Origin of the sequence: Pseudomonas sp. GZD-222, assembly GCF_049310525.1 — a bacterium.
GTDB lineage: Bacteria > Pseudomonadota > Gammaproteobacteria > Pseudomonadales > Pseudomonadaceae > Aquipseudomonas.
On record NZ_JBMOWO010000071.1, the window covers coordinates 70,884 to 83,693 of the forward strand.

A 12,810-nucleotide genomic window follows, 5' to 3' on the forward strand; every position below is an offset into this window, starting at 1 on the left:
ACCTTATAGTTGCGTAGTGGTGCCAATCGCTGCGTAGCTTTCGTAGGATTTCATTTGCTTGGCGATCTGCGAGATCTTGCTCGCGTAATCCGGGTCGGTTGCGTAACCGGCCCGCTGCAGCTCGCGTACAAACTGTTCCGGTTTATCGGCAGCCTTGACCGCTTCTTTATAGCGAGCGTTGTTCTGCAACAGGCTTACCAGGTCATGGAAACTGTCTTGATAGGAATCGTAGGAACGGAACGCCGCCGTCTCCTTGACGAACTGACCATCGCGAAACTCGCTGGTGATCGCCCGCGCCTGCTCACCCTGCCAGTTGCCGGTAGCCTTGATGCCAAACAGGTTATGACTGCTGCGACCATCGTCCTGACGCATGACCGACTTGCCCCAACCGGTTTCCAGAGCGGCCTGAGCCACCAGGTAGCGAGGGTCGATACCGATACGCTTGGCGGCCTGTTCGGCCATCGGCAGCATGGTCGCGACAAAGTCGTCCGAAGAACTGAAAGCACGCTTGGCCGGGGCCAACGGCGGCTGCGCCATGGCGCGGCCGTAAATGCGCAGGTTGCCCGGCGCGGCGAACGCTTGCGCCGGTTGCCAGTCACCCTTGACCACGGCGTCGCCGGCCAGGGTCGAACGCCCAGGGATCGGTGCGGTGTTAGTCGTGGCTGGCACACCGCCCGCTGCCGGCACCAGGCCCGCCAACAAGCGATCGGTCAGTTTGCCTGGCAACGCCAGGCGACGGGAGTTCAGTGCTGCCACATCATTTCGCGTTATCGCAGTCTCCTGCACGCGCTCAGGCACCCCAACGGCTGTCGCACCCAATGGTCGCGGCTGGACATCGAAGCGCGGGAACGGGCTGGTATTGCTCGCCGAAACCGCCTTCTGCTTGGACAACTGACGCATCAACACATCCTGCAGACCGATGCCGCCGCCTTCACGGGACATGCTCACCGCCAGCTGCTGGTCATACATCTGCTGGTACTGCTTGGTGGTCTCGGTGTTGAGCGGGTTGTCCTTGGCCAGCACATCGCTGGCCGAACGCATCGACTTGAGCATCTCGTTGAGAAACAGTGACTCGAATTCCTGGGCCACCTTGCGCAGGTTGGCCTCACTGTCGCGGTCGCCGACCTTCAACGAGCTGAGTCGATTGAGGTCGGTGTAGGCTCCGGTGTCAGCCATGTTGGCTATCGGGTTTTTCGGCATTTCCATGCGCCAGTCCTCAGATCACGATCAAGTCGGCTTGGAGCGCGCCGGCCTGCTTCAGCGCTTCGAGAATCGCCATCAGGTCACTGGGGGCCGCGCCCACCTGGTTCACTGCTCGAACGATTTCATCCAGCGTGGTACCTGGCCCGAACTTGAACATCGGCTTGGCTTCCTGCTCGGCATTGACCCGCGAGCGCGGCACGACAGCGGTCTCGCCATTGGAGAACGGCCCGGGCTGGCTGACGATCGGATCTTCGGTGATGGTCACGGTGAGGCTGCCGTGGGTGACCGCCGCTGGCGACACTTTGACGTTCTGGCCGATGACGATGGTGCCGGTACGCGAGTTGATGATGACCTTGGCCACCGCCTGGCCCGGATCGATTTCCAGGTTCTCGAGGATCGACAGGTAATCGACACGCTGGCTTGGATCGAGTGGCGCAGTGACCCGCACCGAACCACCGTCCAGGGCCTGGGCCACACCCGGACCAAGCAGTTCGTTGACCTTGTCGACGATGCGCTTGGCGGTGGTGAAGTCCGGCCGATTGAGGTTCAGGGTCAGGCTGTTGCCCTGGTTGAAACCGCTGGGCACGGCACGCTCAACCGAGGCACCACCGGGGATGCGTCCCGCCGAGGGCACGTTGACGGTAATCTTCGAGCCGTCGCGGCCTTCGGCGTCAAAGCCACCGACCACCAGGTTGCCTTGAGCGATCGCATAGACGTTGCCATCGATACCCTTGAGCGGCGTCATCAGCAGGCTGCCACCGCGCAGGCTCTTGGAGTTGCCGATCGAGGACACGGTGATATCCACCACCTGCCCCGGCTTGGCAAACGCCGGCAGGTCGGCATGCACCGAGACCGCGGCGACGTTCTTGAGCTGCACGTTGCCGGTGCCTGCCGGCACCTTGATGCCGAACTGCGACAGCATGTTGTTGAAGGTCTGCAGGGTGAACGGCGTCTGGGTCGTCTGGTCACCCGTGCCGTTGAGCCCCACCACCAGGCCGTAGCCGATCAGCTGGTTGCTACGCACGCCGGAAATGCTGGCAATGTCCTTCAGGCGCTCGGCCTGTGCGGCAAACGCAATGGACATCAGAAGCGCGGCGGTAATCAGCTGCTTGAAGTTGAACATGGTCATCCGAACCTAGAAAGGCCAAAGCGGGCTGATGAAGAAACGGTCGAGCCAACCCGGCTGGCTGGCATCGGCAAAGGAGCCGGTTCCCGAGTAGGTGATGCGCGCATCGGCAACCCGGGTCGAAGGCACGGTGTTGTCGGTGGCAATGTCGTCGGCGCGGATCATGCCGGCAATGCGCACCAGCTCATCGCCGGTATTGAGGGTCAGCCACTTCTCGCCGCGCACGGCAATGATGCCGTTGGGCAGCACGTCGGCAACGGTCACGGTGATCGAGCCGGTCAGGCTATTGCCCTGCCCTGCCTTACTGTCACCCTTGGTCGCACGGTCACCGCTGTAGCCGGCGCTCAGGCTCAAGTCGCCATCGCTGAACGGGTTGTTGGTAGTCATCGACGAGCCGAACAACGAGGTCAGGCCGATATCTGCCTTACTGTTCTTGGCGATCTGCGAGTTGGCATTCTTGCTCGCCTGGGTACGCTCGTTGAGGGTGATGGTGATGATGTCACCAACCCGGAACGCCTTGCGGTCGCTGTACAGGTTCTGGTCGAAACCGGCCTGGTAGATCGAGCCGTTGTTGGCCGCCGCCGGCAGTGGCGTACGCGGCAATACCGGCGCGTAGTACGGATCATTGGGCTTGGGCGTCGGCGCAACGCAGCCGGCCAGCACAGTGATCCCACTCAGGGCTAGTACAGATAACAAACGACTCATGACTCTGACCTCACGGTGTAACAGGCGCCGTTCAAGCGACCTTGGAGACTTCACTTACAGGTTCTGGGTAACGAACGAGAGCATCTGGTCGGCGGTGGAAATGACCTTGGAGTTCATCTCGTAGGCACGCTGGGTAGTGATCATGTTGACCAGCTCTTCCACGGTGCTGACGTTGGAGTTTTCCAGGGTCTGCTGCTGGACCACACCAAAGCCGTTCAGGCCTGGGGTGCCGACTTGTGGCGCGCCGCTGGCTGCGGTTTCCAGGAACAGGTTGCCACCCACGGCTTGCAAGCCGGCCGGGTTGATGAAGTCGGCGGTCTGCAGGTTGCCGATGACCTGTGCTGCCGGGTTACCTGCAGTGGTGATCGAAACCGTGCCATCGCGGCCTACGGTGAAGGTCTGTGCCTCAGGCGGAACCACAATGGCAGGCTCGAGGGCGAAACCGCTGGCGGTGACGATCTGGCCGTCGGAGTTCAGGTGGAAGGTACCGTCACGGGTGTAGGAGACAGTGCCATCTGGCTGCAGGATCTGGAAGAAGCCGCGGCCATCGACCGCCATGTCCAGCGGGTTCTCGGTGGTCTGCAAGCTACCGGCGTTGAAGTTCTTCTGGGTGCCGACGATGCGCACACCGGTACCCAGTTGCAGGCCCGAAGGCAGCTCGCTGTCCTGGGTCGACTGGGCACCGGCCTGACGGCGGGTCTGGTACAACAGGTCCTGGAACTCGGCACGATCACGCTTGAAACCGGTGGTCGACACGTTGGCCAGGTTGTTGGAAATGGTGGTGAGGTTCATGTCCTGGGCGGACAGACCGGTTTTACTGACCCAAAGAGCCGGAAGCATGCTGTTCTCCTCGCGCGCCTGTTTTACGGCGCTACGTCTGTGTAATTAGCCGATTTGCAAAACCCGAGCCATGGCTTCGTCGCCTTCCTTGGCCGTGGTCATCATTTTGATGTGCAGTTCGAATTGACGGGACAGCGCCAGCACCGAGGTCATTTCCTCGACTGCGTTGACGTTACTGCTCTCAAGGAAACCCGACACCAGTTTGACATTGGCGTCGGCATCGGCCGGCTGGCCAGTGTTGGTGTGGATCAAACCATCGGGGCCTTTGGTCATGGTCTTGAGATCCGGGTTGACCATCTTGATCCGGTCAACTTCAGCCATCACCCGCGGCCCCTCACCCATGGCGCGGATGGTGATGGTGCCGTCTTCACCGACTTCGATCTTCTGCTCCGGCGGCACCGCAATCGGCCCGCCATTGCCCATGATCGGCATGCCGTTGCCGGCACGCAGCACACCCAGGGCATCGATGTTCATGCTCGCGGTACGCACATACGCTTCGCTGCCATCGGGCGCTTGCACGGCGATAAAGCCATCGCCGCCAATGGCGACATCCAGATCGCGTCCGGTTTCAAGCATCGAGCCAGGCGCGAAATCCGTCGCTGGCCGCTCGGTCATGGCATAGGCACGCGCCGGAAAGCTGTCACCGAACACCGGCATCGAGCGTGCCTGTTCCAGGTCACGCTGAAAACCGGTGGTGGAAATATTCGCCAGGTTGTTGGCATGCGCCTTCTGCGCCAGCGCGTTCTGGCTGGCACCGGTCATGGCCACGTACAGCATCTTGTCCACAGTATTCCTCCCCTGCGCTGGCGAACACTTGCCGTTCGCCGCTGCTTTGCAGTGCTTGTAGCAAGTTTCAAACCAACTTTACAGAAGTGGCTAAAAGCCCCGCCAGACAAGGGCTTGGCCGTCGCACCTAGAGGCGACGAGGAGAAACGCCGTCGAAATTACGGCGCCAGCTTGCCGCTAGCGGCAAGCGTCAGTAGTCACGGCACGCCGCGTTGTTGAACGGACCGGCAAAACGCTTCCAGCCATCACCCGGAGAAAACTGCGCGCAGACCAGGCGCCCATCGGCCTGGCTTTCCCAGCGGTACCAGGACGCGGCATCAGCCCGCACCTGAGTCATCAGCAGCACCGCGAACAAGGCTAACGCCACTCGTTGCAACATGATCGATACCTCTGAAATGAAAGACCCCTTCCAAGAAAGGGGTCCGTCCACCACTAACGCTTCACACCCGCATCAGGCCATCTGAATGATGGTCTGCATGATGGTGCTCTGGGTCGAGATGGTCTTGGCGTTCGCCTGATAGTTGCTCTGCGCCTTGATCAGCTCGACCAGCTCGTTGGTCAGGTTGACGTTGGACGCTTCCAAAGAGTTGGAGGCGATGGCGCCCAGGGTACCGGTCTTCGGTGCATCGACACCCGGGATACCCGAGGAGTAGGTCTCGGCCCAGCGCGTACCACCCATAGGCTGCAGCCCTTGCTCGTTGGCAAAGGAGGCAATAGCGACCTGACCAATAGCGCGCGACTGCTGGTTGCTGAAGCTGGCGAACATGACACCGCTGGAGTCAATGCTCAGGCTCGAGAGGATACCGGTAGCGTAACCGTCCTGGCTCTGCGACAGGCGCGTGGTCGGGGTATTGTAGGAGGTCGTATCGGTCATATCGATCGCGATACCACCGGCGCTGGCCTCAGAACCGTTGGAACCCCACACCGGCGGCTTGGCGTTCGCGTCGGTAACAGTGGCAGGTATCCAGCCGGTCAACTTGAAGACCTTGTTCACCACTTCATAACCCGAACCTGCAGCACCCGCAGTCATGGTGTCGACACTGCCATCAGGATTAAAGGTGATGTTGCCTTCCAGAGGCTCCGGCGGCTCCTGAGTAGGGTCAAGCGGGTTGCGACCATCGATCAGAGTGTAAGACTTCCACTCGTTGGTGCCGGTCTTGACGTAATACTGATCCATGACGTGCTCGTTACCCTGACTGTCATAGATCTTGGTGGCGAACGTCTTGTTCCAGGTGGTGTCATCGGTTGGATTGAACACGGTGGTCGACGGAATGGTCTTGTCCGACGAGTTCAGGTTGATGCCCTGATCGATGGAGGTAGTCGACTTCGGCGCCAGCGCCGAGGTGTCGATCTTCAGGTCGGTCAGTACGCCGTTGATGATCTTGCCATTGGCGTCCACACCGTAGCCACGCAGTCGCAGGCCATCGGCCGTGACCACGTAGTTGTCCTTGTTGGTCTGGAAGGCACCGGCACGGGTGTAGCTGAGCGAACCATTATCGCTCAGGACAAAAAAGCCCTGCCCCTGAATGCCCATGTCCAGCACGTTGCCGGTGTTGGTGATCTCACCATTGGTAAACTGCTGCGATACCGAGGCCAGACGCACGCCGTTACCGACGCTCTGACTACCGACACCCAGTTTGTTGGCCGAGTAGACGTCGGCGAATTCCGCACGCGACGACTTGAAGCCGGTGGTGGCGACGTTGGCGATGTTGTTGCCAGTCACATCCAGTTGTTTGTTGGCTGCATAGAGACCGCTAAGGCCGATATTGAATGACATCTTTCACTCCTTGTGCCGCGTTAGCCGGCTCTATATACCGATGGTTTGGACTTTGGACAGTGCAATGCTGCCCAGGCCAGCAAGATTGAGCATCATCTCGCCGCCGGTCTGACTAATAGTGACGCTGCTGACCGTGGCTGGCAGCAGGGTGTACATATCCAGCTGCTTGCCCTCAATGGTGGTCTTGGCGGCAAAGTTGTAGGTGCCCGGATCGACCTTCTCACCCTTGTCGTTGGTGCCATCCCAGACGAAGGCGGCGTTGCCGGCCTTCTGCTCGCCCAGATCGATGGTCTTGACCACCTTGCCATCCTTGTCGGTGATCGTGACGGTGGCATTGCTCAGCGACTGCGGCACAACCACCGAGCCGTTGAAGCTCTTGGTGGTATCGACCACAGCCTTGTCGGTCTGGGCGATCACCGAGCGACCGACCAGCGACGAAGCCTGCAGCGCCTGGGACGACTTGTAGTTGCCGGAGATCGCAGTCACCGACTCATTGAGCGAGGTGATGCCTTCCAGGCTACTGAACTGCGCCAGCTGGGCGACGAACTCGCTGTTGTCCTGGGGATCGAGCGGGTTCTGGTTACGCATCTGAGTAACCAGCAACTGCAGGAACGCATCCTTGCCCAGCGTCTGGTTGCCGGTCTTGCTGTTGGTTGCCGCGGCAACGCCACTGTTGTTGGTTTCAGAGGTCTTCTTGACCGACGCCTTGAGCACGTCGTTCAGGTTTACACCGGCGGTGGTGTCGTTAACGCTTGCCATTGGCTTAGTCCTTTATCACTGACCCAGGGTCAGGACCTTCTGCATCATGGTCTTGGCCGTATTCATCAGCTCGGCGTTGGTCTGGAACGAGCGACTGGCAGAGATCATGTCCGCCATTTCCTCGACCACGTTGACGTTCGGGTAGTAGACATAACCGTCCTTGTTCGCCGCTGGGTGATTAGGCTCGTAGCGCGCTTCAAGGTTGCTCTGATCTTCCACCACACCCAGCACCTGGACGCCCTGCCCGGCAGCATCCTGATCCTGGAACAGCGACTGGCCGACGCCGCCCTGGGCTTGCTGGAAGGTGGTGGCGAATACCGGGTGACGGGCGCGGTAGGTCTGATCGATGCTCGACGAGACGGTCTCGGCGTTGGCGATGTTCGAAGCGACGGTGTTCAGACGCGTGGTCTGGGCACTCATGCCGCTACCGGCAATGTTGAAGACACTGGCGAGGGACATGACTTACTCTCCGCGCAGGGCCGATACCAGCCCTTTGAATTTACTGTTGAGCAGCGTAAAGCTGGCCTGGAAACCCACGGCGTTTTCCGCGTAGCTCGACTGTTCGAGCTGGGCATCGACGGTGTTCTGGTCGATCGACGGCTGCATCGGCGTGCGGTACTGCAGGCTTTCGTCAGCCATGCTCAGGCCTTCGGCCTCGATGTGCCGGCTGTTGGTCCGGTCCAGCGCGAAGTGACCCTTGCTGGTTTTCTCGGCCTGGGCCGCCAGGACTGAGGCGAAGTCCATGTCACGCGCCTTGTAGTTCGGCGTGTCGGCGTTGGCAATGTTGTTGGCCAGCACCTCGGCACGCTGGGCGCGAAAACCCAATGCCTTTTCGTGGATGCCAAGCGCTTTGTCGAAGCTGATGCTCATGTCGGGGAAACCTTCGAAGGTTTTTCGTTGACTGAGCTAGAGCAAGAGCCATGCCAAAAAACAAAACCCCGTAAATACGGGGCCTTGATCGGATTGCCGTTGGCGGCAATGCCAGAAAAGCGGCAAAGGATTTCCGCTCGGCGCCAGCAAAGCGGCAATTCCCCGGTAGGAGCGGGCTTGCCCCGCGATGCGGTCCGTCAAACATATCGCATCGCGGGGCAAGTCGGGTCGCCGCACCGCCGCTCCCACAGAGGCCGGCCCCATTACTTGGCCTGGTAGATAATCCCGGGACTGCACTGCACCATCTGGTAATGGTCCGGCAAGCCATTGAGGGCTTCGGATGCGCCAAGAAACAGATAACCGCCCGGTTTGAGCGTGCTGTGAATACGCAGCAGGATGTCTTTCTTGACCTGGGCCGAGAAGTAGATCAGCACGTTGCGGCAAAACACGATGTCGAACTTGCCCAGACTGGCATAGCTGTCGAGCAGGTTGAACGAACGAAACTCAACGCGACTGCGAATCGGCGCCTTGACCGCCCAGCGCCCTGGCGCCTTCACATCGAAATAGCGTTGCAGGCGCTCCTGGGACAAACCACGGGCAATTGCCAGGCTGTCGTACTCACCGGTCTTGCAGTTGGTAAGCATGGTCCCGGACAGGTCGGTGGCAACAATCTGCGCACCCATCTTCAACTGGCCGATGTTGCTGCGCTCGAACTCATCGATGGCCATGGAAATCGAGTAAGGCTCCTGCCCCGAGGAACAGGCCGCCGACCAGATGCGCAGGCGCTGCCCCGGATTGGCCTTGATCTGCTCGGGCAATACCTTGTTCTTCAGCACTTCGAAGGGATAGGTATCGCGAAACCAGAGGGTTTCATTGGTGGTCATGGCATCCACCACCTGCTCGCGCAAGCCGCTGCGCGGCTGGCTCTGGATACGCTGTACCAGTTCGGTCAGGGACTTGATGCCCTGCTGCTCCATCAGCTTGTTGAGACGGCTGGAGACCAGGTACTGCTTATTTTCGCCCAGCAGGATGCCACAGGCTTTTTCCAGGAAGACCCGGAACTGTTCGAAATCCAAATTACCCGTAGACAATGATGCCGCCTCTTAAATCGTGTGAACCGCCAGGGGCTGAACCCCTGGCCGTTAGTGCGTGGCCTTGATGCGATCGACGACGCGCTGGGCGAGGTCGTCCGGCTTGAACTTGGCGAGGAAATCATCTGCCCCGACCTTCTTGACCATCGCCTGGTTGAACACTCCGGACAGCGAAGTATGCAGGATGATGTGCAACTTTTGCATGCGCGGGTCGCTGCGGATCTCAGCCGTCAGGGTATAACCATCCATCTCCGGCATCTCGATGTCAGAGATCATCATCAGGAATTCTTCTTCCGGACGCTTGCCCTCATCCACCAGATTGCGCAGGTACTGGAGCGCCTGGCGACCGTCATTGAGCGCCACGACCTCCACCCCGACCGTCTGCAGGCAACGACTGACCTGCTTGCGCGCCACCGACGAATCATCGACCGTCAGCACCCGCAACAGCACCGCCTTGTCCTGCACCTCGGCATCGACCACGCCGGCAGAGATCGACTCGGAGGTCGGCGCCACTTCAGCGAGGATCTTCTCGACATCGATGATCTCGACCATCTTGTTGTCGACCCGGGTGACAGCGGTCAGGTAGTGATCACGCCCGGTTCCCTTGGGTGGCGGATGGATCTCTTCCCAGTTCATGTTGACGATGCGCTCCACCGAGTGCACCAGAAAACCCTGGGTCTTGGTGTTGTACTCCGTGATGATCACGAAGCTCTTGCTGACATCTTCACTCAGACCGGGCATACCGGTCGCCATCGCCAGATCGAGGATCGGGATGGTTGCCCCACGAATATTCGCGACACCGCGCACTACCGGATTGGACTTGGGCAGCACGGTCAGGGGTGGGCATTGCAATACCTCCCGCACCTTGAACACGTTGATCCCGTAGAGCTGCTCGCCATTCAGACGAAACAGCAGCAGCTCCAGGCGATTCTGCCCCACCAGTTGCGTGCGCTGGTTCACCGAATCCATTACACCAGCCATGCCAGACTCCTTCACCAAACGCTTCGAACTTCGTACCCAGTCTCGGCACGCGCTTTGCTTTTTTTAATCGTATGAACATGAAAACGACATTTTTCCGCCGCCTGACCCGCCCGCTGCCCAGCTATTTTGCCGCGCTGTGCCTGCTGGTACCCGGGGCTCGCCCGTTGGCTGACGCTTTCACCTTGCCTGAACAGCTTATCGGCGTCACCCAGGGGTTTCTTGAATTCACCGTGGAAGACTACCTGGCCAGCAGCCAGACCGAGGGACGCTACGAAATCCAGGTCAACACCCTCGACCCGCGCCTGCGCATGCCGCTGTGTGACAGGCAACTGGACGCCAACCTGGAAAGCCCGGCACAGCCAATCGGCCGCGTAACGATCAGGGTTCGCTGCAACGGCAGCTCTCCTTGGACGGTGTTTGTGCCCGCCCAGGTACGTCTTTTTCGCAGCGTCGTGACCGTGGTTCGCCCGCTCAAACGTGAAAGTGTTGTCGGCGAGCAGGACGTCACCCTGCGCGAGCGCGACGTAGGGCTGCTCAACCAGGGTTTCCTGAGCAGCCTGGACCAGGCTGTCGGGCTCAAGGTTATCCGACCAACGGTCATGGACCAGGTGCTGACACCCCAACACCTGGAACAGGCCGAAGTGGTGCGCAAAGGTGATCAGGTGGTCATTACCGCCCGCAGCGGCACCCTCAGCGTCCGCATGCCGGGCGAAGCCCTGAGCAAAGGCGGCCAGAGCGAGCAGATCCGGGTGCGCAATCTCAATTCCAAACGGGTGGTCAAGGCCAGGGTAACCGGGCCGGGCCAGGTTGAAGTGGCCATGTAAGCGAGTAATCAACGAAGAACTCTGGCGATCAGGAACTGCTTTTCCTAAACTGTGTCCCATTGGACGCCCGAAACGTGCCGCGCATGCTGTAGATCAATTGCGCCCTAAAGTTTTTTCAGGATTGGCCGAAAGCAAGGCAAGCGTCCATATCCCCAGAGGTTTTCTGATCATGGTCATCGACTTCAGTCGTTTGAATAATTCTCCGTCGGTTGCCGGCGTGCGCACTGGCAACAGCCAGGAAAGCGCCACCAGCAAGACCGCAGCCAAGGCCGACAGCGTCGTCCAGGGCGGCGCCAGCGGCGAAGCTGTACACCTGAGCCACGAGGCCCAGCAGTTGCAAAAGGTCAGCGACAAGCTGCGCGACCAGCCTATTGTCAACAGCGCCCGGGTGGCGGAGTTGAAACAGGCTATCGCCGACGGTAGCTACCAGGTCGACGCCAACCGTGTCGCCAGCAAACTGCTTAATTTCGAAGCCCAGCGCTAGCCTCTGGCGCGCTGACTTCAGGACGCTTGAACCAAAGAGCCAGCCATGCACGACACCACCTTGCTGAAATTGATCGAAGACGACTTTGCGCCAGCGCAACAATTGCTGGAATTGCTGCAGACCGAGGCGACTGCCCTGCACGGTCGTGACATGCCGCTGCTGGAAGACATCCTGGCGCGCAAGCAGTCGCTGGTAATTCTTCTCGATCAGCAAGGTCGGCGGCGCAGTGAACTGCTCGCAAGCCTTGGCCTGAGCCAGGACCGCGAAGGCGTCCAGCAACTGGCCGACCAATCGCAACTAGGCGAATTGCTCCTGCAGCAGCTGGATATCCTGGGCAAACTGCTTGCCGACTGCCAGGCGGTCAACGAGCGTAATGGCCGCGCGATCCAGCTTCAGCAAAGCACCACAGCCAATCAGATCAAAATCCTCATGGGTGGCGAATCACCGTCACTCTACGACGCTCGTGGATCAACCTCACCCCTTGCCAAGCCACGGGCGCTCAGCCAGGCTTGATTGCCTGTATCAAGGCACGGAACATACTGGCAAAATGCCGTTACTTGCGTGTGTCGTTTATGCCTGGAGATTGACTACCCGTGTTCAATGAAGCAGAAGCTCCGCAGCCTCCGAAGGTGCTCACTACCCCTTTGGAAATTGCCGCCAACTTGCGGTCGCTGCAAGAGAGCCATGACCCACTGATCATCACCTTCCACGAACGCAGCCAGCGCTTCCAGAGCTACGTGGTCGAGGTCGACCGCGAAAGCAATCGCCTGGCGTTTGATGAAATGATCCCCCGTGACGGTGAGCGCTACCTTGAAAATGGCGAGCCGTTCCGCGTCGAGGGTTTTCATGATGGCGTGCGTATCGCCTGGGAATGCAACACCCCGATGAGCATCAGCGAAGTGGACGGCCATCGTTGCTATCGCGGCGTACTGCCGACCGAAGTGGCCTACCACCAGCGTCGCAATGCGTTTCGCGCCGCACTGAAGCTGTCGCAACTGGTCGACATCAAGCTCGACGGCGACAAGCTCAAGGGCAATGGCGAACTGCGCGGCAAGCTGCTGGACATCTCCGCCACGGGCTGCAAGCTGCGCTTCGAAGGCAATGTCGAGGAACGTCTGCAGCTGGGTCAGGTATACGAGAAGTTCGCCTCGGGCGCTCCGCTGGGCTTGTCGCAGGTTGAGGTGGAGCTTCGCCACCTGCATTTTGAAGAGCGCCTCAACGCCACCTTCGCAGGCGTGCGCTTTCATAACCTGAACGGTCAGATGCAGCGCAAGATCGAAACCTTCGTCTACCAGTTGCAGCGTGAAGCGCGGCGCTTCGATAAAGACGACTACTAAGTTTCAACACATCGCGGGGCAAGCCCG

General features: G+C 59.9%; 16 protein-coding genes. 4 read left to right on the top strand and 12 right to left on the bottom strand.

Annotation, left to right across the window (positions count from 1 at the left end; translation table 11 throughout):
• Positions 1-3 precede the first annotated feature (3 nt).
• The 12 genes from flgJ to ACO6VD_RS13580 form a co-directional block, all read right to left on the bottom strand.
• Positions 4-1,206, bottom strand: a complete 1,203-nt coding sequence (gene flgJ, locus ACO6VD_RS13525) for a flagellar assembly peptidoglycan hydrolase FlgJ (RefSeq protein WP_422419726.1) — start codon at positions 1,204-1,206, stop codon at positions 4-6.
• A 10-nt stretch (positions 1,207-1,216) separates the two neighbouring features.
• Positions 1,217-2,326: a flagellar basal body P-ring protein FlgI gene (locus ACO6VD_RS13530; RefSeq protein WP_400172644.1), complete on the bottom strand. Its 1,110-nt coding sequence runs from the start codon at positions 2,324-2,326 to the stop codon at positions 1,217-1,219.
• A gap of 12 nt (positions 2,327-2,338) precedes the next feature.
• Positions 2,339-3,034, bottom strand: a complete 696-nt coding sequence (gene flgH / locus ACO6VD_RS13535) for a flagellar basal body L-ring protein FlgH (RefSeq protein WP_400172643.1) — start codon at positions 3,032-3,034, stop codon at positions 2,339-2,341.
• 54 nt (positions 3,035-3,088) lie between these two features.
• Positions 3,089-3,874 (bottom strand): flagellar basal-body rod protein FlgG, encoded by a 786-nt coding sequence (gene flgG, locus ACO6VD_RS13540; protein ID WP_400172642.1) that lies wholly within the window; start codon positions 3,872-3,874, stop codon positions 3,089-3,091.
• Positions 3,875-3,919: 45 nt separating this feature from the next.
• Positions 3,920-4,660: a flagellar basal body rod protein FlgF gene (locus tag ACO6VD_RS13545; protein WP_422419729.1), complete on the bottom strand. Its 741-nt coding sequence runs from the start codon at positions 4,658-4,660 to the stop codon at positions 3,920-3,922.
• Positions 4,661-4,850: 190 nt separating this feature from the next.
• Complete coding sequence (locus tag ACO6VD_RS13550; protein ID WP_400172651.1) at positions 4,851-5,039, bottom strand: hypothetical protein; 189 nt, start codon at positions 5,037-5,039, stop codon at positions 4,851-4,853.
• A gap of 72 nt (positions 5,040-5,111) precedes the next feature.
• Complete coding sequence (gene flgE / locus ACO6VD_RS13555; protein ID WP_422419731.1) at positions 5,112-6,437, bottom strand: flagellar hook protein FlgE; 1,326 nt, start codon at positions 6,435-6,437, stop codon at positions 5,112-5,114.
• Positions 6,438-6,467: 30 nt separating this feature from the next.
• Positions 6,468-7,196, bottom strand: a complete 729-nt coding sequence (flgD, locus tag ACO6VD_RS13560; protein WP_422419733.1) for a flagellar hook assembly protein FlgD — start codon at positions 7,194-7,196, stop codon at positions 6,468-6,470.
• Between the two features lie 15 nt (positions 7,197-7,211).
• The gene (gene flgC / locus ACO6VD_RS13565; RefSeq protein WP_400172638.1) at positions 7,212-7,655 is read right to left on the bottom strand and encodes a flagellar basal body rod protein FlgC; all 444 of its coding nucleotides are present in this window, start codon (positions 7,653-7,655) and stop codon (positions 7,212-7,214) included.
• A gap of 3 nt (positions 7,656-7,658) precedes the next feature.
• Positions 7,659-8,066: a flagellar basal body rod protein FlgB gene (flgB, locus tag ACO6VD_RS13570; protein WP_400172637.1), complete on the bottom strand. Its 408-nt coding sequence runs from the start codon at positions 8,064-8,066 to the stop codon at positions 7,659-7,661.
• A 263-nt stretch (positions 8,067-8,329) separates the two neighbouring features.
• Positions 8,330-9,157 carry a protein-glutamate O-methyltransferase CheR gene (gene cheR, locus ACO6VD_RS13575; RefSeq protein WP_400172636.1) on the bottom strand — a complete coding sequence of 276 codons (828 nt, stop codon included), beginning with the start codon at positions 9,155-9,157 and terminating at the stop codon, positions 8,330-8,332.
• Between the two features lie 51 nt (positions 9,158-9,208).
• Entirely contained in the window at positions 9,209-10,138 is a 930-nt protein-coding gene (locus ACO6VD_RS13580) for a chemotaxis protein CheV (protein WP_400172635.1), read from the bottom strand.
• Positions 10,139-10,209: 71 nt separating this feature from the next.
• Between ACO6VD_RS13580 and flgA the strand changes: the two genes are divergently transcribed.
• The 4 genes from flgA (at position 10,210) to ACO6VD_RS13600 (ending at position 12,783) form a co-directional block, all read left to right on the top strand.
• A complete protein-coding gene (flgA, locus tag ACO6VD_RS13585) occupies positions 10,210-10,962 on the top strand; it encodes a flagellar basal body P-ring formation chaperone FlgA (protein ID WP_422419736.1) in 753 nt (250 codons plus the stop codon).
• Between the two features lie 169 nt (positions 10,963-11,131).
• Positions 11,132-11,446: a flagellar biosynthesis anti-sigma factor FlgM gene (gene flgM / locus ACO6VD_RS13590; RefSeq protein WP_422419738.1), complete on the top strand. Its 315-nt coding sequence runs from the start codon at positions 11,132-11,134 to the stop codon at positions 11,444-11,446.
• A gap of 45 nt (positions 11,447-11,491) precedes the next feature.
• On the top strand, positions 11,492-11,959 hold the full coding sequence (locus tag ACO6VD_RS13595) for a flagella synthesis protein FlgN (protein ID WP_422419740.1): 468 nt from the start codon (positions 11,492-11,494) through the stop codon (positions 11,957-11,959).
• Between the two features lie 80 nt (positions 11,960-12,039).
• Positions 12,040-12,783 (top strand): flagellar brake protein, encoded by a 744-nt coding sequence (locus ACO6VD_RS13600; protein WP_400172631.1) that lies wholly within the window; start codon positions 12,040-12,042, stop codon positions 12,781-12,783.
• The last annotated feature ends 27 nt before the right edge of the window (positions 12,784-12,810 follow it).